At 67.8% G+C, this 18,450-nt stretch carries 19 protein-coding genes; 11 read left to right on the top strand and 8 right to left on the bottom strand.

What is annotated here, in order from left to right; all coding sequences use genetic code 11:
* The first annotated feature begins 9 nt into the window (after positions 1-9).
* Together H8R02_RS11540 and H8R02_RS11535 are read left to right on the top strand one after the other, a co-directional pair.
* Positions 10-1,290 carry an SPFH domain-containing protein gene (locus tag H8R02_RS11540; protein WP_187081539.1) on the top strand — a complete coding sequence of 427 codons (1,281 nt, stop codon included), beginning with the start codon at positions 10-12 and terminating at the stop codon, positions 1,288-1,290.
* 2 nt (positions 1,291-1,292) lie between these two features.
* Complete coding sequence (locus H8R02_RS11535; RefSeq protein ID WP_187081538.1) at positions 1,293-2,768, top strand: hypothetical protein; 1,476 nt, start codon at positions 1,293-1,295, stop codon at positions 2,766-2,768.
* On the opposite strand, the gene H8R02_RS11530 is transcribed toward H8R02_RS11535, so the two are convergent.
* Complete coding sequence (locus H8R02_RS11530; RefSeq protein ID WP_354004905.1) at positions 2,700-4,421, bottom strand: RecQ family ATP-dependent DNA helicase; 1,722 nt, start codon at positions 4,419-4,421, stop codon at positions 2,700-2,702. The two genes, H8R02_RS11535 and H8R02_RS11530, sit on opposite strands and share 69 nt — an antisense overlap.
* A gap of 56 nt (positions 4,422-4,477) precedes the next feature.
* Entirely contained in the window at positions 4,478-5,677 is a 1,200-nt protein-coding gene (locus H8R02_RS30385) for a hypothetical protein (RefSeq protein ID WP_255429291.1), read from the bottom strand.
* 164 nt (positions 5,678-5,841) lie between these two features.
* On the opposite strand from H8R02_RS30385, the gene H8R02_RS11520 reads away from it, so the two are divergent.
* The 3 genes from H8R02_RS11520 to H8R02_RS11510 all read left to right on the top strand — a co-directional run bounded on the left by H8R02_RS11520 (position 5,842) and on the right by H8R02_RS11510 (position 7,579).
* The gene (locus H8R02_RS11520) at positions 5,842-6,387 is read left to right on the top strand and encodes a DUF3617 domain-containing protein (protein WP_187081537.1); all 546 of its coding nucleotides are present in this window, start codon (positions 5,842-5,844) and stop codon (positions 6,385-6,387) included.
* A gap of 87 nt (positions 6,388-6,474) precedes the next feature.
* Positions 6,475-7,185, top strand: a complete 711-nt coding sequence (locus H8R02_RS11515) for a DUF433 domain-containing protein (protein WP_187081536.1) — start codon at positions 6,475-6,477, stop codon at positions 7,183-7,185.
* Positions 7,169-7,579, top strand: a complete 411-nt coding sequence (locus H8R02_RS11510; protein WP_187081535.1) for a PIN-like domain-containing protein — start codon at positions 7,169-7,171, stop codon at positions 7,577-7,579. The genes H8R02_RS11515 and H8R02_RS11510 overlap by 17 nt, the downstream gene beginning before the upstream one ends.
* Here H8R02_RS11510 and H8R02_RS11505 read toward each other — a convergent pair.
* The gene (locus H8R02_RS11505) at positions 7,569-8,261 is read right to left on the bottom strand and encodes a YggS family pyridoxal phosphate-dependent enzyme (RefSeq protein ID WP_187081534.1); all 693 of its coding nucleotides are present in this window, start codon (positions 8,259-8,261) and stop codon (positions 7,569-7,571) included. The genes H8R02_RS11510 and H8R02_RS11505 overlap by 11 nt on opposite strands.
* Positions 8,262-8,314: 53 nt before the next feature.
* Here H8R02_RS11505 and H8R02_RS11500 point away from each other — a divergent pair, with 53 nt between their 5' ends.
* The 4 genes from H8R02_RS11500 (at position 8,315) to H8R02_RS11485 (ending at position 11,932) form a co-directional block, all read left to right on the top strand.
* On the top strand, positions 8,315-9,358 hold the full coding sequence (locus H8R02_RS11500) for a type IV pilus twitching motility protein PilT (protein WP_187081533.1): 1,044 nt from the start codon (positions 8,315-8,317) through the stop codon (positions 9,356-9,358).
* A 27-nt stretch (positions 9,359-9,385) separates the two neighbouring features.
* A complete protein-coding gene (locus H8R02_RS11495; RefSeq protein ID WP_187081532.1) occupies positions 9,386-10,522 on the top strand; it encodes a PilT/PilU family type 4a pilus ATPase in 1,137 nt (378 codons plus the stop codon).
* A gap of 97 nt (positions 10,523-10,619) precedes the next feature.
* Positions 10,620-11,003 (top strand): tautomerase family protein, encoded by a 384-nt coding sequence (locus H8R02_RS11490; protein ID WP_187081531.1) that lies wholly within the window; start codon positions 10,620-10,622, stop codon positions 11,001-11,003.
* A 26-nt stretch (positions 11,004-11,029) separates the two neighbouring features.
* Positions 11,030-11,932: an NAD(P)-dependent oxidoreductase gene (locus tag H8R02_RS11485; RefSeq protein ID WP_187081530.1), complete on the top strand. Its 903-nt coding sequence runs from the start codon at positions 11,030-11,032 to the stop codon at positions 11,930-11,932.
* On the opposite strand, the gene H8R02_RS11480 is transcribed toward H8R02_RS11485, so the two are convergent.
* Both H8R02_RS11480 and H8R02_RS11475 read right to left on the bottom strand, forming a co-directional pair.
* Positions 11,933-12,541, bottom strand: a complete 609-nt coding sequence (locus H8R02_RS11480; protein WP_187081529.1) for a BON domain-containing protein — start codon at positions 12,539-12,541, stop codon at positions 11,933-11,935. It abuts the gene before it with no gap.
* A complete protein-coding gene (locus tag H8R02_RS11475) occupies positions 12,538-13,137 on the bottom strand; it encodes a phosphoheptose isomerase (RefSeq protein ID WP_187081528.1) in 600 nt (199 codons plus the stop codon). Before H8R02_RS11475 ends, H8R02_RS11480 begins: the two co-directional genes overlap by 4 nt.
* Before the next feature lie 223 nt (positions 13,138-13,360).
* Between H8R02_RS11475 and H8R02_RS11470 the strand changes: the two genes are divergently transcribed.
* Positions 13,361-13,696, top strand: a complete 336-nt coding sequence (locus H8R02_RS11470; RefSeq protein ID WP_187081527.1) for a hypothetical protein — start codon at positions 13,361-13,363, stop codon at positions 13,694-13,696.
* Positions 13,697-13,722: 26 nt separating this feature from the next.
* On the opposite strand, the gene H8R02_RS11465 is transcribed toward H8R02_RS11470, so the two are convergent.
* Positions 13,723-14,103 carry a YraN family protein gene (locus H8R02_RS11465; RefSeq protein WP_187081526.1) on the bottom strand — a complete coding sequence of 127 codons (381 nt, stop codon included), beginning with the start codon at positions 14,101-14,103 and terminating at the stop codon, positions 13,723-13,725.
* On the opposite strand from H8R02_RS11465, the gene rsmI reads away from it, so the two are divergent.
* Positions 14,085-14,981, top strand: a complete 897-nt coding sequence (gene rsmI / locus H8R02_RS11460) for a 16S rRNA (cytidine(1402)-2'-O)-methyltransferase (protein ID WP_187081525.1) — start codon at positions 14,085-14,087, stop codon at positions 14,979-14,981. The genes H8R02_RS11465 and rsmI overlap by 19 nt on opposite strands.
* Here rsmI and H8R02_RS11455 read toward each other — a convergent pair.
* The gene (locus tag H8R02_RS11455; protein WP_187081524.1) at positions 14,978-16,990 is read right to left on the bottom strand and encodes a primosomal protein N'; all 2,013 of its coding nucleotides are present in this window, start codon (positions 16,988-16,990) and stop codon (positions 14,978-14,980) included. The two genes, rsmI and H8R02_RS11455, sit on opposite strands and share 4 nt — an antisense overlap.
* 348 nt (positions 16,991-17,338) lie before the next feature.
* Positions 17,339-18,448, bottom strand: a complete 1,110-nt coding sequence (hemE, locus tag H8R02_RS11450; protein ID WP_187081523.1) for a uroporphyrinogen decarboxylase — start codon at positions 18,446-18,448, stop codon at positions 17,339-17,341.
* Between the last annotated feature and the right edge of the window lie 2 nt (positions 18,449-18,450).

Raw genomic sequence — 18,450 nt, 5'->3', positions numbered from 1 at the left:
AGAACCACCATGCTGCACAGGATGTCCATCATCGCGCGTGCCGTGCGCCGCGCAGTTTCCAGCAAGCTCCGCCGCGAGAGCGTGGCGGGGGAACCGATGCTCCACGCCGAGGGCACGCTCGCGCGGCTCGCGGCCGGCAAGCGCGTGCTCATCGTTGCGGCGGGCGTGGGCCTGGCCGGCTGGCTCGTCGTGCGCCACCCGCCGATGGACACCATCGAGCATGGCGACATCGGCGTGCGCACCAACCAGCTCACCGGCGACGTCACGATCTGGCGCGACGGCACGGTGCTCGTGCTGCCCGGGATCCACGAGATGCGGATCCTCTCGCTGCGCGACCGCACGTACCACCCGGCGCAGATGCAATCGGCGAGCGGGCCCGCGCCGGTGCAATCGGTGGAAGGCCTGTCGGTCGGCATCGACCTGGTGGTGCGCTACGCGCTCGACGCCAGGCGCGTCGCCGCCACCGCGCGCAACCTGCCGGAGAACATCGACAGGGAGATCGTCGAGCCGGGCGTGCAGAACGTGGTCTACAAGGTGTTCTCCCGCTACACGGTGCGCGAGATCTTCTCGACGCGGCGCGCGGAGATCCAGCAGATGGTCGAGAACGAACTGAAGGCGCGGCTTGCCGACGACGGCATCGTGCTGCGCGGCGTGCTCGTGGGCAAGGTGGACCTGCCGGCGGACTACAAGCGCGGCATGGAAGGCCTGCTCGCCGAGGAGCTGGAGACGCAGAAGATGCGCTACACGCTCGAGCTGAAGGACAAGCGCGTCAAGGAGACGGAGCTCGAAGCCAACGCCGAGAAGGTCAAGCGCGAAGTGCGCGCCGAAGCCGCGGCGCGCGAACAGGTGATCGCCGCCAAGGCGCAGGAAGAGGCGATGAAGCACGTGCTGCCCTTCAAGCAGCGCCAGATCGAGCAGCGCCAGCTGGAAGCCGAGGCCGAGAAGCAGGCGCGCATGAAGCAGGCCGAGGGCAATGCGCAGGCGCGCCGCATCGAGGCGAACGGCGAAGCCGATGCGCGCAAGAAGCTGGCCGAGGCCGAAGCCTTCCGCATGGAGCGCATCGGCCTGGCGAACGCGGAGCAGATGGCGCGCGAGGGCACGCTGCTGTCGCGTCACCCGCTGTTGATCCAGAAGACGCTGGCCGACAAGCTCTCGGACAAGGTGCAGGTGATCATCGCCCCGCCGGGTGCGGCGGGTGGTTTCATCGCGGCGAACCTGCTGGGTGGCGGGCAAGGCGCGGGCAAGGAAGGCATGCAGCACGCCGCTGCGCCCGCCGAAGAGGAGAAGTGATCATGCTCGCGACTGCCCTTGCGCTTTCTACCGCGCTCGTCACCACCGACGCCGCCGTGCTGCGCGCCGCGCCGCGCGAGTCGGCGCAACAGCAGGCCCAGCTCTGGCAGGGCGAGCTGCTGGAAGTGCGTGGCGAGCGCCTCGACTGGCTGCAGGTGTGGGACCACCGCCGCGAACGCGGCGGGTTCGTGCGCGCCAGCCAGGTGCGGCGCACCGCCCTCAACGCCGCCGAGGCGCCGGAACTGCTGGCGGTTCTGCGTTTCGTGCGCGAGTCGGCCGGCAACGAAGCGCTCGGTATCGCATTGGCCGGCGCCTGGCTGCAGGCGGCGCCCGCGGAAGCGGTGCGTGGCGAGGCCGGCGTGGAAGCGCTCGACGCCATCGGCACGCTGGCGGACCGGCTGGCGCAGCGCGCGTCGTCCGCCGGCGCCGGCCAAGGCAGCGGCGTCGCATCGCCTGTCGCCACGCCCGGCAAGGGCGCGCAGGCGGCGATTGCCGCGCACCTGGACGTGGCCGCGCAGTACGGCGTGAAGTTCACGAGCTACGAGCGCGAAGGCCGCATGCAGGTGTGCTACGACGGCGACGCATTCCGCCGCGTGCTCGCGCTCGAGTCGCAGCCGGCGCAGCGGGCCCGTGCCGCGCTCGCGCTGACGCGCACCGAGTGCATCGACCCGAACCTGCAGCCGCTCGCGCGCCACAAGGTGAATGCGTGGCGCGCGCAGGTGCTGGACCGCGTGGATGTTTCGACGCTGCCCGCGTACACGAAGAACCGCATCGCGATGCGCCGCGCATCGGTGTGGAGCACGCTCGCGTACGAGCATGCGCGCCTGGGCGATGCGGCTTCCCGCACCGCGGCGCAGCGTGCGCTGGACGAGCTCGCGTCCGTGCACAAGTCCGAGCTGCCGGAGGAAGACGCGCCGCTGTACAACGAAGCCGCGATGCGCGTGAACGCGTCGCGCTGGGCGGCCGTCGTGGACACGCCCGCACAGCCGGCCGGCAATCGACCGGCGATCCTCACCGTGCGCGCGCAGCCGGGCGTGACTTGCGTGCTGCTGGTCGATGCCAAGGCCGACATCTCGCGCCCGCTCGCCAAGCGCTGCACGTTCGCGCAGGTCTGGCCGCAATCCGCGTCGCTCAACCGTGAGGGAAATGCGTTGGCGCTCGCCGTGCAGCCGATGGAGAGCTGGCGCGAGCTGTGGCTGTTCCGCAAGACCGAGCGCGGCTGGGCCATCGATGTGCTGCCGCCGGCGAGTGTTGCGCCCGAACTGGGCTATGCGGAGTTCGCGGGCTGGGTGCCGGGTGGGCAGCAGGTGCTGGTGGCGCGCGAGGCGCGGGGGGAAGGGAAGTACAAGCGCAATTACGAGGTGATGAACCTCGACACTCTCACGGTTCAGCGCCAGACCGGCGACGCGTCAACCCTCGGACCGTTCCAGCGCTGGCAAGACCCGGCCTGGAAGCGCACGACCGTCAGCCTGCGTTGAGGCTGCCTTGCCGCGGCGCGCGCGGTATTTGGCCACGTACTGCGGCAGGAATGCCCGCCGAGTGCCGTCCGCGAACGCCACAGTCACTTCGAGCGCAGTGGACTGCTCCACGATGCCGCGCCCGTAGCGCTTGACCATGACGATGTCACCGCGCGACAACTGCACCGTACTTTCCCCGGCGACTTCTTCGTCATCCGACTCCTGCGCCAGGTGCTCCACCACCTTCTCGTGCGCCGCGATGCGCCGACAGTTGTCGCAATGCTCGCAGCGCTCGAAAGGCGCCTCGCCATCGAGATGCTCCAGCAGCACGCGCCAGCGGCACTGGCCCGTCTGCGCGTAGAACACCATGCGCTCCAGCCCCTCGCGGTCGAGGTCGCGGCGCTTGCCGTAAGAATCCATCAGCGCGTCGACTTCCTCGGCCTTGAGCTTGTGCTTGAGGAGCCGGATCGCACCGTCCGCATCCGCTTCCACGACACCGTGCTTTCGCAGCAGGCCGAGCGCCACCTGCAGCTTGTTGCGGGGCCGCGCGAGCCGCCCTTGCAGCAGCGCAAGCGTCCACGAATCGCCGTCGGGAGCGGGCTCGCGCAGCGCGGCGACGATCGCATCGGCGTCCTCGCCTGTCGGGTACCGCCCCGCCATGAAGAACTGCTGCACCGCCTTGTCCCCGCGCAGGAAAAGCAGGGTGCAGCGCGCCGGCTCGCCGTCGCGGCCGGCACGTCCCGCCTCCTGGTAATAGGACTCCAGCGTCGGCGGCAGCTGGTAGTGCAGCACGAAGCGGATATCGGCCTTGTCGATGCCGAGGCCGAACGCATTGGTCGCCACCATCACGCGGCAGCGCCCCTCCATGAAGGCTTCCTGCTGCGCGCTGCGTTCCGCCACGGGCAGCTTGCCGTGGTAGATGCCGGCGGGCTCGTCCGCAGCATGCAACGCCTCGTGCACTGCCGTCGCGGCCTTGATCGTGGCGCAATAAACAATCCCGCTGCCTTCGAGCTTGCGCACGAGCTGCACGGCGCGCCGCAGCTTGTCGGCGTCGCCGGCCATCGACTCCACGCGCAGGTCGAGGTTGGCGCGATGCGCACTGGTGTTCACCACGCCTTCCGGTGGGATGCCCAGCTGCGAACAGATGTCCCGCGCCACATCCTCCTGCGCCGTTGCCGTCAACGCCAGCACGACCGGGCGACCCAGCTGCGCCAGCTGTGGCGCGATTTCCAGGAAGGCCGGCCGGAAGTCATGGCCCCATTGCGAGATGCAGTGCGCCTCGTCCACGGCCACGAGGCTGACCTCGCGGCCGTGCAGCAGCTCGCGGAACCCGGCGTCCTGCAGCCGCTCCGGCGTGGTCATCGCGATCTTCGCGCGGCCGTCGGCGATCGCGGCCTCGGCCTCCTGCAGCTCGGCGCTGCCGAGCGCGCTGTTCAATTGCACGGCCTCGACGCCGAGCTCGCGCAGCGATTCGCACTGGTCCTTCATCAACGCGATGAGCGGGGACACCACCAGCGTGAGCCCCGGCATCAGCAGGGCGGGCAACTGGTAGCAGAGCGACTTGCCCGAGCCCGTGGGCATGACGGCGAGCGTCGGCTCGCCGCGCAGCACGCGCTCGATGACGGCGCGCTGGCCCGGGCGCAGGCGGCGCAGGCCGAACGTCCCCCGCAGCACGGCATCGACCTGCCGTGCAGTGAGTGGGCGCGCCCGTGGACTGCGGCGCGGGGCGGTCAGCGCCCGCGCTCCTCGGTGGCCTCGGCGTCGGCGTCGGCGTCCGCGTCCGCGTCGATGAAGTTGCCTTCGCTGTCCGCGTCGAGGTCGGTGAACTCCTGCGTGTCCGGGTCGGCTTCGGGGAAGCCCTCGCCGTCGGCCAGTTGCACGACGCGGTCCGGCATGATGTCGCCGCCTTCCTTCAGGTCGGGGCCGGCCACCGCGGCGCGTTCGCCGGTGCCGCGCGCGTCGCTGTCGGCGTGCGCCTCATGCGTGCCGATGGTGTCGCTGCCGGAATCGGAGTTGTCGCTGGGGCCGAGCGCGCCGGAATCGCGGCCGCCGGGTTGCTGGGGCGCCGGGTCTGCGCCCAGGATGCTGCTGTACGCCATGGGTTGCTCCGTGTAGTGGTCCAGCCCAGTTTGGGAGCCGCCCTGCCCCGCAGGAGTCGTCCGGGGGGCGGTCCCGCTGTCGGACAGGTCCGCCCACTGCAGGTTCTGCCGGTGCACCGCCTCGGCCTTGCGGCGGGCGATGTCCTCGCCCCAATAGTTGACCGAGAACTTGCGCTCGAGGCGGTGGCCGTTGCCATCTGTGACCGCCACCATCCAGAACGCGAACTGGCCGCGGCGGCCGTCGCCCAGCTGCGTCTTCTCGTAGCGCACGGGCGGCTCGGCGATGCCACGCCCGACGCTTTTCACGGCGGCCGGTGCCGGCATGAATTTGCGGGGAGCCTTCAGCTCGGCGACCGCGTCGCGGCCGCCGATGTGGATCTGGCGCCACACGGTGGCGGCCGCATGGGCCAGGTGCATGTCGCCCCAGTCGCGATCGGCGAAGAACTTGTGGGTCTCGCGGCGGTCGCGCGGCGCCGAGGCCATCCACCCCGGGCGGGTGCCTTCGTCGCCTTCGATGCGCGAGACGCCGGGCTCGGCGGCCGGCGGCGGGTCGCCCTCCGGGGCGCCGCGCATTTCGTGCTCCAGCAGCACGGCTGTGACGAATGCGTCCGCGCGGGTGAGCCGCGAGCGGCGGTTGAGCACGTCGCCGTTGCGGTACCACTCCTGCGCGTCGCGCCAGGCGATGGCGGCGGCCAGGGCGCCCTCGCTGCCGCCGTAGCGCGTGTCGCTGAACATGCGGCTGGCGCGCAGGTCGCGCCGGGCGACGTGCACCTCCCAGCCGTGCGTGGCGTTGTTGTGCCGGTCCAGCCGGCGGATGTACGGTGCGGTCATCAGGCTCCCTGCGAGGCTTGTTCTTGACAGGGCCGGAATCTATAACCTTCGTACGCGCTCGCCCACTGTCGGGATTGACAGGGAGCCAAGGGTCTCGTTCGGGTTTCCCCGGAATTCCCGCGCGCGCTTAGGATCGGGCTCTCGCAACCACATCGGGAGTCACCATGCGCGTTCTCGTTGTTGCCGCGGCTGCGGCGCTGTGTTCGTCGGGCGCCGCGGCGCAGCAGGCCAAGCCGGGCCTGTGGGAGATCACCACGAAGATGGGCGGCGCGGCGGGCGGCCAGATGGCCGCGGCCCAGGCGCAGATGGCCGAGCAGATGAAGAACATGCCGCCCGACCAGCGCAAGATGGTCGAAGAGATGATGGCCAAGCAGGGCATGCGCATGGCCCCCGGCGCCGGCGGCGGCACGACCATCCAGATGTGCATCACGCCCGAGATGGCCAGGCGCGACGAAGTGCCCATGAACAAGGGCGACTGCAAGATGACGAGCCAGCAGCGCACGGGCAACACGCTGAAGGCCGCTTTTTCCTGCACCAACCCGCCGTCCACCGGCGAGGCGCTGGTGACCTTCACGGGCACGGACGCCTACAACTCCAAGGTCACCGTGAAGACGGTGATCGACGGCAAGCCCGAGACGATGAACATCGACAGCAGCGCCCGCTTCCTGGGAGCGGATTGCGGCAGCGTGAAGCCGCCTCGCACAAACTAAGCACTAGGCGAAACCTGTTGGCAACGTGTTGGTGTCCTGTGAACTCCCTGTGATTAGGTATATTTAGCCATTGCGACGGGGGTGCACGTGTTCGATATTGGTCGTGGTCTTTACAGCCTTGGAGAGGCTGCCAGCCTCATCGGGGTAAGACGCGCCCAGCTCAAGCGTTGGCTTTACGGGTATGACTTTGCCCACACTTACGCGGGTCGAAAGAAAACGTACCATTCCGAACCGTTATGGCATCCGGCATACGTTGACGAGCCGACGAAGGAGCGGACGATCGGGTTTGCAGACCTGCTCGAAGCGCGCATCGTCAACGAATTTGTGAAGCATGGCGTCCACCCCCTCGTGGTGAGGCGATGTCTGGAAAAAGCCCGGGAGATCTTCAAGACCGACTACCCGTTGACATCGACTCGCTTCTGCACGGACGGAAGAACCATCTATGCGGAGGCTCTCGCTGATATCCGCGAGCATGAACTACTCGACCTGAGGAGCAGTCAATTCGCCTTCAGGGATGTCATCAAACCCTCGTTGTACGCAGGAATAGAGTACAGGGACGGGCACGCTTCGAGGTGGTTCCCTCTCCAGCGCAGTCGCTCAGTAGTGATCGATCCCGACGTGCAGTTCGGAAAGCCGGTGACGACGCTGTCGCAGGTACCGACGGGCGCCTTGTACGCATGCTACCTTGCAGAACGGAAAAGCCGGTCTGCGGCTGCGAAGACATTCGACGTGAGCCCCAGTGAAGTAGACGCGGCTGTCCGTTTCGAAACTTCTCTGGCACGTGAAGTTTCTCATTGATAACAACCTTTCGCCGCATCTCGCAAGAGCGCTTCACGAGTTGAGCAAGCGTGAAGCGAATCCGTCCGTCGAGGTATTCGCGTTACGGGAGCGGTTCGAACAGGACGCGAAGGACCATGACTGGCTTGGAGCTTTGAAGGCAACCGGTGAGAGCTCGAGCGTCCTGTCGGCAGACAACTTCAGAAAGTCCGACGCGGAGCGCGAATTGATGCGCACGTCAGGGCTGAACGTTTTCGTGCTCCAAAAGAGCTGGGCATCACAGTCATACTGGGCACAGGCCGCGCAGCTGGTCCATTGGTGGCCAAGGATCATTTCGCAGGCAGCGGCTGTACAGCGATCTGCTTACAGGGTTCCCTGGCGAACTTCCGGCAAGTTCGAGCAGATCAGACTTTAGGCGCCCGCCCGCCGAATATCGCGGTGCCCACGCGCACCATGGTGCTTCCCGCGTGGATCGCCGCTTCGAGGTCCGCCGTCATGCCCATCGACAACGTGTCGAGGGCAAGCCCCGCGTCGCGCAGCTGATCGAAGAGCCGGCGCGCCTTCTGGTGCACGGCTTTCTGCGCGGCGAAGTCGGGCTGGGGCTCGGGGATCGTCATCAGGCCGCGCAGCCTCAGGCGCGGCAAGTGGGCGACCTCTCGTGCCAGCGCCAACGCTTCCTCGGGCGCGACGCCGGACTTCGACGCTCCGCCATCGATGTTGACCTGCACGCAAACGTTGAGCAGGGGCAGCCCTTCGGGGCGCTGTTCCGCCAGCCGCTGGGCGATCTTGAGCCGGTCGACCGTGTGCGCCCAGTCGAAATGCCCCGCCACCAGCCGCGTCTTGTTGCTCTGGATGGGGCCGATGCAGTGCCATTCGAGCGGCAGGCCGCCCAGCAGCGCCATCTTCTCGACGGCTTCCTGGATGTAGTTCTCGCCGAAGGCCGCCTGCCCGGCATCGGCGGCCTCGCGCACCGCGTCGGGGCCGAAGGTTTTGCTCACCGCAAGCAGCGTGACTTCTTCCACAGGCCGCCCGGCGGCCTTGCACGCGCTGGCGATGCGCTCCCTGACGCTATGGAGGTTGTTTCGAATCGTGGTCATAATTGACCAGCGACAAGGCGCCGCCGTCAGGCGCCGTCACTGGAGAGGGACACGTGGATATTACCCAGCTGCTGGCGTTCAGCGTCAAGAACAAGGCCTCCGACCTGCACCTGTCGGCCGGCCTGCCGCCCATGATCCGCGTGCATGGCGATGTGCGCCGCATCAACGTCGACCCCATGGACCACAAGCAGGTCCACGCGATGGTCTACGACATCATGAACGACACGCAGCGCAAGCAGTACGAGGAATTCCTCGAGTGCGACTTCTCGTTCGAGATCGAGGGCCTCGCGCGCTTCCGCGTCAACGCGTTCAACCAGAACCGCGGCGCCGGCGCCGTGTTCCGGACCATTCCCTCGAAGATCCTGTCGCTGGAGCAGCTCAACGCCCCCAAGATCTTCGGCGACCTCGCGCTCAAGCCGCGCGGCATGGTGCTGGTGACGGGCCCCACGGGCTCGGGCAAGTCCACCACGCTGGCCGCGATGATCAACCACCTGAACGAAACCGAGTACGGCCACATCCTGACGGTGGAGGACCCGATCGAATTCGTGCACGAGTCCAAGAAGTGCCTGGTGAACCAGCGCGAGGTGGGCCCGATGACGCTGTCCTTCCAGGCCGCCCTGCGGTCCGCGCTGCGCGAGGACCCGGACTGCATCCTGGTGGGCGAAATGCGCGACCTGGAGACGATCCGCCTGGCGATGTCGGCCGCGGAAACGGGCCACCTGGTGTTCGGCACGCTGCATACGTCGAGTGCCGCCAAGACCATCGACCGGATCATCGACGTGTTCCCGGCCGAAGAGAAGGAAATGATCCGCGCGATGCTCTCCGAGTCGCTCCAGGCCGTGGTCTCGCAGACGCTGTGCAAGACCAAGGACGGCTCCGGCCGCGTGGCGGCGCACGAGATCATGCTGGGCACCTCCGCCATCCGCAACCTGATCCGCGAAGCCAAGGTGGCGCAGATGTACTCCGCCATCCAGACCGGCAACAGCTTCGGCATGCAGACGCTCGACCAGAACCTCAGCGACCTGGTCAAGCGCAACGTCATCTCCCCGGCCGAAGCGCGCAGCAAGGCCAAGATGCCCGAGAACTTCCCTGGTTGAGCCAGGCAGCAAGAAAGGAGCTCCACCATGGAACGCGACCAGGCAAGCAAATTCATCAACGACCTGCTCAAGCTGATGATCAGCCGCAACGGCAGCGACCTGTTCATCACGGCCGACTTCCCGCCCGCGATGAAGGTGGACGGCAAGATCACCAAGGTGTCGCCGCAGCCGCTCAACGGCGGCCACACGCTGGCGCTGGCCCGCTCGATCATGAACGACAAGCAGGCGGCCGAGTTCGAGCGCACCAAGGAGTGCAACTTCGCCATCTCGCCGCCGGGCATCGGCCGCTTCCGCGTCAACGCCTTCGTGCAGCAGGGCAAGGTGGGCATGGTGCTGCGGGTGATCCCGATGACGCTGCCCACCATCGACAAGCTGGGGGTGCCGACGGTGCTCAAGGACGTGGTGATGAGCAAGCGCGGCCTCGTCGTGCTGGTGGGCGCCACGGGCTCCGGCAAGTCGACCACGCTGGCGGCCATGATCGACTGGCGCAACGAGAACAGCTACGGCCACATCATCACGATCGAGGACCCCGTCGAATTCGTGCATCCGCACAAGAACTGCGTGGTGACGCAGCGCGAGGTGGGGCTGGACACCGACAACTGGGAGGCGGCGCTGAAGAACACGCTGCGCCAGGCGCCCGACGTCATCCTGATGGGCGAGATCCGCGACCGCGAGACGATGGAGCACGCCATCGCCTTTGCCGAAACCGGCCACCTGTGCATGGCCACGCTGCACGCCAACAGCGCCAACCAGGCCCTGGACCGCGTGATCAACTTCTTCCCGGAAGAGCGCCGCCCGCAGCTGCTGATGGACCTGTCGCTCAACCTGAAGGCCTTCGTGTCGCAGCGCCTGGTGCCCAAGCAGGACGGCAAGGGCCGCCAGGCGGTGGTGGAGGTGATGCTGAATTCGCCGCTGATCAGCGACCTGATCTTCAAGGGCGAGGTCTCCGAGATCAAGGAGATCATGAAGAAGAGCCGCAACCTGGGCATGCAGACCTTCGACCAGGCGCTCTTCGACGCGTACGAGAACAACATCATCACGTACGAGGATGCGCTGCGCAACGCGGACTCGGTGAACGACCTGCGGCTGCAGATCAAGCTCAATTCGCAGCGCGCGAAGTCGCAGGACCTGTCCGCGGGCACCGAACACCTCGCCATCGTCTGAGGCCCGTTGCGGCGGCTGCAAAGCCGTCTTGCGCCCCGCGCGGTTTCGCGCGCAACCCTGGAAAGGCAAAGTGGCTCCCTTCCAAGGAGCCACACCCATGCCGTTCGTCCGCATCGACCTGCCTGCTTCCATCAGCCCCGAGCGCGCGCTGCGCGCCGGTGACGCCGTCCACCGCGCCATGGGGGACGTGATCGCCGTACCCGCCGACGACCGCTTCCAGGTGCTCGCGCGCCATGGCGAAGGCGTGATGGTCAGCACGCCCGAGTACCTCGGCGTGCGCCACACGAACAAGGTGCTGTTCATCCAGATCAACCTGTCGCCCGGCCGCACCGTGCAGCAGAAGCGCCAGCTCTTTGCCCGCATCGCCACGGACGTGTCCGAAGCGGCCGACGTGAGCCCCGCGGACGTCATCGTCCACCTCGTGGAGACGCACCGGGAGAACTGGTCCTTCGGGGAAGGCGTGGCCCACTACACTCTGTAGGTCATTCCACCAGAGGAGTAGTAGCGATGGCCTCGACGAACCCCAAACAGTACGAACCCACCCCCTCGCGCAAGGTCGCTTTCCTCGGCCTCGGTGTCATGGGCTTTCCCATGGCGGGCCACCTGGCGCTGGCCGGGCACAAGGTGACGGTCTACAACCGCAGCAGCGAGAAGGCGCTGGCCTGGTGCAAGGAGTTCACCGGGGCGTACGCGCCCACGCCGCGCGAAGCGGTGGCGGACTGCGACTTCGTGTTCAGCTGCGTGGGCAACGACGACGACGTGCGCGCGATCATGCTGGGCGCCGACGGTGCGTTCGCCGGCATGAAGCCGGGCGCGATCCTCGTGGACCACACCACCGCGTCGGCCAACGTGGCGCGCGAGATGTACGCCGAGGCGAAAAAGCGCGGGCTGCAGTTCGTCGACGGCCCGGTGTCGGGCGGCCAGGCGGGCGCGCAGAATGGCCTGCTCACGGTGATGTGCGGCGGCGACGAGGCGGCGTTCGACGCGGTGAAGCCGGTCGCGATGTGCTTCTCGCGCGCGTTCACGCTGCTCGGCCCGGCCGGTGCGGGGCAGCTCACGAAGATGGTCAACCAGATCGCGATCGCCGGCCTGGTGCAAGGCCTGTCGGAAGCGATTGCCTTCGGCCAGAAGGCGGGGCTCGACATGAACCTCGTGCTGGAAGTGATCGGCAAGGGCGCCGCGCAGAGCTGGCAGATGGACAACCGCGGCAAGACGATGATCGAAGGCAAGTTCGATTTCGGCTTTGCCACGGCGTGGATGCGCAAGGACCTCGGCATCGCGCTGGAAGAAGCCAAGCGCAACGGCGCACGGTTGCCGGTGACGGCACTGGTCGACCAGTTCTATGCCGACATCAAGGAGATGGGCGGCGCGCGTTGGGACACGTCCAGCCTCATCAAGAGGCTGAAGTAATCAGCGCGCCGTGAGGCGCTTCAGCTCTTCGTCGCTGATCGTCTCGAACACGCGCACGACGCGCTGCACGCCGCTCACGCCGCGCGCGATCTGCGTGGCCTTGTCGGCCTCGCGCTGCGTCACGCGGCCCATCAGGTACACGGTGCCACGCTCGGTGAGCACCTTGAACGCGTTGATCTGCAGGTCGGAGGCGTCGATGATCGACGCCTTGACCTTGCCCGTCACCAGCGTGTCGGCCGAGCGCTGCGTCAGCGTGGTCACGCCCATCACGCCCAGCTCGTTGACGATGGAGCGCACGTTCTCGACGCGCGAGACGATTTCCTCCGCGCGCTGCTTCGCCTGCTCGTTCGGCACTTCGCCGGTGAGCAGCACGAGGCGGTTGTAGCTCGTCACGTTGACGTGCGCGCTGTCGCCGAAAGCCTCGCGCAGGCGTGCCGCGGCGCGCAGCTCGATGCCTTCGTCCTCGATCTGGATGCCGGAGGTGCGGCGGTCGGTGACCATCAGTGCGGCGCCGGCGGCCGCGCCGACGACGAGCGGCGCGCAGCCGGCAAGGGCGCCGGCCAGCGCAGCGCCGAGCAGGGTGGTGGTGATCAAACGCGCAAAGCTCATGGATTCGGGTCCTGTTCGCCGAGGAGTTGTGCATCGACGCCGTCGCAGATGCAATGGATGGCCAGGATGTGCACTTCCTGGATGCGGGCGGTGCGTTCGTGGGGTACGCAGATGTGAACGTCCGTTTCGCGCAGCAGGCTGCCGATGCGCCCGCCGCCGCGCCCGGTGAGCGCGACCACGGTCATCTCGCGCTCGTGCGCGGCCTCGATGGCGGCGATGACGTTGGCCGAGTTGCCGGAGGTCGACAGTGCCAGCAGCACGTCGCCCGACTGGCCGAGCGCGCGCACCTGCTTGGAGAACACGCGGTCCCACGCGTAGTCGTTGGCGACGGCGCTGAGGATGGAGCTGTCGGTGGTGAGCGCGATGGCCGCCAGCTCGGGCCTTTCGCGCTCGAAGCGGCCCACGAACTCGGCCGAGAAGTGCTGCGCGTCGGCGGCCGAACCGCCGTTGCCGCAGGCCAGCACCTTGCCGCCGCTGGTGACGCAGGCCAGCACCGCCTGCACGGCTTGGGAGATGGGCCTGGCGAGCACTTGGGCGGCCTGGTACTTGAGGTCCGCGCTGTCCGCGAAGTGCTGGAGGATGCGTTGCTCGAGCATGCGCGGATGATACCCGGCACACGTAACGCGACCGTCAAGGCTTTCACAACCGCAAACAGGGTGTAGGCCATGCACCGACGCCGCCGGGAGCAGAACCGGACACGAGGTGCCGCACGGGGCTGACTCCGCAGCAGTGGCGGCTCACTACCCTTCAATGGCTGGCTTCATTGCCCGCAGGTTCAACCGTCTTACGACAAGCTAAGGAGAAGTTTCAATGTCTGCCATGAAAAAGATCGCTGGGTTCGCCGCTGGTATCGCCGCCGTGGCGGTTGTCGGCGTTGCCGTCGCCCAGGGCGTCCCGCCCAACCCGTTCGTAACGAACCACGCCGTCGGCGCTGGCCAGCAGAACGCCCACCTGGCCCCGATGGGCGAGACCGGCACGCCGTGGCCGGGCGCGAACATCGCGACCGCCCAGATCCAGCAGCCTGCTGCCGTCGCGATCGTCGAGCAGCCGGCGCCGGTGGCGCAAGTGCAGGAAACCCAGTCCCTGGGTGCCGCGCCCGCCCCGCAACAGGAAACCGTTGCGGAAGTGAAGCCGGCCAAGCGCGACCGCGGCTGATCCGCGCCGCTCTGACGACGTAACGGTCATCCTGCGTCGAAGGCCGCGCGGATCCACTGGACCGCGCCGCCTTCGAAGCTGACCACGTCGAAACGGCACGCCGGCGCGTTGCGCAGGCGCAGCAGGTAGTGGCGCGCAGCGAAGACGATGCGCCGCTGCTTCACCGGGGTCACGCTCGCGGCCGCGCCGCCATAAGCGCGGCTGGCACGCTTGCGGACTTCGACGAACACGAGGGTCGAGCCCTCGCGCATCACCAGGTCGATCTCGCCGCCGCCGCGCCCCGGCGTGCGGAAGTTGCGGGTCACCAGCTGCAGGCCCTGCGCCTGCAGGTGCGCCAGCGCGAGGTCTTCCGCGGCGTCGCCGCGGGCCTTGGTGGTAGCCTCGGGACGTGGCTGCATCGTTCTCATCCTCCCTCGCCGCGGCACGCGACGCGGCCGGTGCGCAGCATTATCCGCAGGGCGCGCTGTACGTCGTGGCCACCCCTATCGGCAACCTCGCCGACATCACGCTTCGCGCGCTGCACGTGCTGCAGATCGCGGATGCCATCGCGTGCGAGGACACGCGCCACACGCAGTCGTTGCTGCGGGCGTATGGCATAGACAAGTCCGCATGGGTCGCGGTGCACCAGCACAACGAGGCTTCGGCGGCGGGGGCCGTGCTGCAGCGGCTCGCGGCGGGCGAGCGTGTCGTCTACGCGAGCGATGCGGGCACACCGGCGGTGAGTGATCCGGGCGCGCGGCTCGTTGCGGCCGTGCGAGAGGCCGGGCATGTCGTCGTGCCGTTGCCGGGCGCGAGCAGCATCACGGCGCTGCTGAGCGTGGCGGGGACTGCGAGCGACGACCCTTCGTTCGTCTTCCAGGGTTTTCTTCCGGCGAAGGCCGGCGAACGCGATGCCGCAGTGCAGTTGCTGGCGCAGGAACCGCGGGCGGTCGTGCTGCTGGAGGCGCCGCACCGGATCGAGGCCTTGGCCAAGGCGCTTGCCGTGTTGGGCGAGCGCAAGCTGACCGTGGGCCGCGAGCTGACGAAGCAGTTCGAGCAGGTGGCGGTGGTGACGTGCGCGTCGTTCGCCTCGTGGCTCGCGGAGGACTCCAAGCGGACCCATGGCGAATTCGCACTTGTCCTGCATCCGCAGGCGGTGGTCGATGAAGGCGCCCAAGGTGTGCGCGTGCTGGAGCTGCTGCTGGCGGAGTTGCCTGTGAAGACCGCGGTGAAGCTTGCCGCGGAGATCACAGGCGCGCCGCGCAACGAGCTCTACGAAACGGCGTTGAAGATCAAGAAGGCCTAGACGGCCAGCGGATCGACGTCGATCGCCCAGCGGATCAATCCGCGCGGGCGCAGCTCGTGAAGGCGCGGCTGCCAGTCCGCAAGGAAGCGCTGCAACGCAACCCGCGACGTGCTCTCCAGGAGCATCTGCGCTCGCTCGACATTCGCCACGCGCTGCAAGGTCATCGGCACCGGCGAGTAGACGCTGACGTGCTCCACGGCGTCCGAATCGGCCGCTGCTTCAGCCGCGGCGTGCAAGAAACCTTGCGCCACCTCCTGCGTCCGTGCCTCCGCACGCACCAGCGCCTGCGACGCAAACGGCGGCATCCCCGCCAGCTCGCGCTCCTTCAACTGCTGCGCGGCAAACGCCGGGAAGTCATGCCGCCGCAACGCGGTGAACAGCGCATGCTGCGGGTGCCAGGTCTGGATCCACATCTCGCTGCCGGCCGACTGCGCCGCATCGCGCCCCGCGCGGCCCGCGGCCTGCATCAGCAAGGAGAACAAGCGCTCCGGCGCACGGAAGTCGGCCGAGAACAACGCGGCATCGGGGTTGACCGCGGCAACGAGAGTGATGCGCCGGAAGTCATGGCCCTTCGTCACCATCTGCGTGCCCACGAGCACATCGACATCGCCCGAGTGCACCTCCGCCAGCTGCCGTTCCAGCTCGCCCTTCAACCGCGTCGTGTCCGCGTCCATGCGCAGCACGCGCGCGCCGGGCAGCAGCGCCTCCAGTTGCTCCTCCAGCTTCTCGGTGCCGCGGCCGAGCGGCGCGATGTCCACGTTGCCGCAACTCGGGCACGCACGTGGCACGCGCTCGGTGAAGCCGCAGTGGTGGCAGCGCAGCGTGCGGTCGATCTTGTGGAACACGCGGAAGGCGCTGCAGTTGGGGCACTCGCTTTTCCAGTCGCATGCGCCGCACGCCAGCACCGGCGCATAGCCGCGGCGGTTGAGAAAGACCAGTGATTGCTCGCCGCGCGCGATGCGCTGCGCGATGGCGTCGATGAGCGTGCCCGCGAACACCGTTTTCTTCGGCTGCAGGTTCATGTCCACGAGCCGCACGCCGGGCAAGGCACCCGCACCGATGCGCGAGGGCATCTCCAGCCGCCGGTAACGCCCTTTCTCGCTGGCCTGCCAGCTCTCGAGCGAAGGCGTCGCGGAGCCGAGCAGCACCTTCGCGCCCGCCGCCTTGCCGCGGTAGATCGCGAGGTCGCGCGCGGAATAGCGCGCGCCTTCCTGCTGCTTGTAGCTGGGGTCGTGCTCCTCGTCGACGACGAGAAGCGCGAGCTTCGGCATCGACGCGAACACCGCCATGCGCGTGCCGAGCACGATGCGTGCGTGGCCGAGATGCGCGGCGAGCCAGGCCTTCAGGCGCTGTGGTGGCGTCATGCCGCTGTGCATCGCGACGACCGCGGCCTCGCCGAAGCGCTCCACGAAGCGAGCGTGCAATTGCGGCGTGAGGTTGATCTCCGGCACCATCACCAGCGCCTGCGCGTCGGGTGTGTGCGCAAGCAGGCGCTGCACCGCCTGCAGGTAAATCTCGGTCTTGCCGCTGCCGGTGCTTCCGAACAACAGGAAGGGGCCGGCCTCACCTTCGATCGCGGCCAGCGCATCGCGCTGTTCGGCCGTGAGTTCGTGCGCGGCCTCCTCTGCATGAATGACGTCGCGCGAGCCCTGCCGCTTCAGCCGCCGCGCGAGCTGCGCAGCGTCCAGGTCGCGCAGCTGTGGCGGCAACGCCGCAAGCGCCACCTCCCCGATCCCGCGCCGGTAGTACTGTGATGAAAAGGTTACGAGTTGTCGCCAGGAAGCGTCGAGCGGAGGGAGGTCGCCCAGGGCCGCGCTGACAGATTTTGTCCGAGCCTCGAAGTCGTCCGCGCTGTCCGGCTCCCACACCACCCCCAATAGCTCACGCCGCCCCAAGGGCACGCGCACCAATGTTCCCGGCGCGAGTGGTGCCTCACTCAGGTAGGTCAGGACGCCGCCGATCGAGCTGTGGGCGGGTGTGGGGACGACGACGGCGGTGCGGTGCGACATCGAATGAGGGTTTACGCTGTGCTCTTCACGTGGCTTGGTGAAATCCGCGGTAAGTCCTTGATTGAAAAGCGATTAGACCTTTGTCTAGGTTTTATGTGGATAACTTTGTTGATAGGCATGCGGCGCAGGCCGGCGAAGCCCGGAAAATCAAGCAGTTGGCTGCTTTGCCGTCAAAACGGGCAATCCACAGATCCTATAAGAATCAACAACTTGCGTTAGCTACGGCTTTTGTAGCGGGCGCCGCTCGCCGGGCCGGGTTGACAATTCCCGCAACACAGTTTTTGTGCATAAGTCAAGCCGCCACGGAAGATTTTGCGCTTCCGCCTCCTAGGGAACTCCCGGATGCGCCTAGCCGCGCGCCGCGCTTGGCTCGCGCAGCCGGGCGGAGTGGGAATGCACCGCCTCCACCAGTGCCTGAACGTTATCAGGCGGTGTGTGCTGGCTGATACCGTGGCCGAGGTTGAACACCTGCGTGGGCCCCGTACCCGGCCCCGTGTGCGGCGTGCCGAAATCGTCGAGCACGCGGCGCGCCTCCGCTTGCACCTGCGCGGGCGGCGCGAACAGCACGGCGGGGTCGAGGTTGCCCTGCAGCGCTTTCGAGTGGCCCACGAGTGCACGCGCACGGCCGAGGTTCACGGTCCAGTCGACCCCGAGCACGTCGCAGTCGAGCGGCTCCATCGCATCGAGCCACAGCCCGCCGCCCTTGGTGAACACGATGCGCGGGATGACCGCGCCCTCGTGCTCGCGCTTGAGGCCGGCGAGCACGCGCCGTGTGTACGCGAGGCTGAACTCGCGGAAGGCCGCATCGGAGAGCGCGCCGCCCCAGCTGTCGAACACCATCACGGCTTGCGCGCCCGCGTCGATCTGCGCATTGAGGTAGCTGCTCACCGCTTGCGCATTGATCTCGAGGATGCGGTGCATCAGGTCCGGGCGGCTGTACATGAGGCTCTTCACCCCGCGCCAGTCGTCGCCCGAGCCGCCGCCTTCGACCATGTAGCAGGCCAGCGTCCACGGGCTGCCCGAAAAGCCGATGAGGGGTACGCGGCCATCGAGCGCGCGGCGGATCGACGTGACGGCATCGAACACGTAGCGCAGCTTCTCGAGGTCCGGCACCTGCAGCGCGGCAACCGCGGCTTCGTCGCGCACCGGGCGTGCGAAACGCGGGCCCTCGCCTTCGGCGAATGAAAGGCCCAGGCCCATTGCGTCGGGCACGGTGAGGATGTCGGAGAACAGGATCGCGGCGTCGAGCGCGTAGCGGTCCAGCGGCTGCAGCGTCACCTCGGTGGCGTAATCCTTGTTGGTGGCCAGGCCCATGAAGCTGCCGGCCTTCGCGCGCGTGGCGCGGTACTCGGGCAGGTAGCGGCCGGCCTGGCGCATCAACCAGAGGGGGGTGTACGGCGTGGCCTGGCGCAGGCAGGCGCGCAGGAAGGTGTCGTTTCTGAGGGGGGCGAAGCTCATCC

This window comes from Ramlibacter albus, assembly GCF_014297445.1.
GTDB lineage: Bacteria > Pseudomonadota > Gammaproteobacteria > Burkholderiales > Burkholderiaceae_C > Ramlibacter > Ramlibacter albus.
This window is presented reverse-complemented; position numbering and strand designations above follow the sequence as displayed.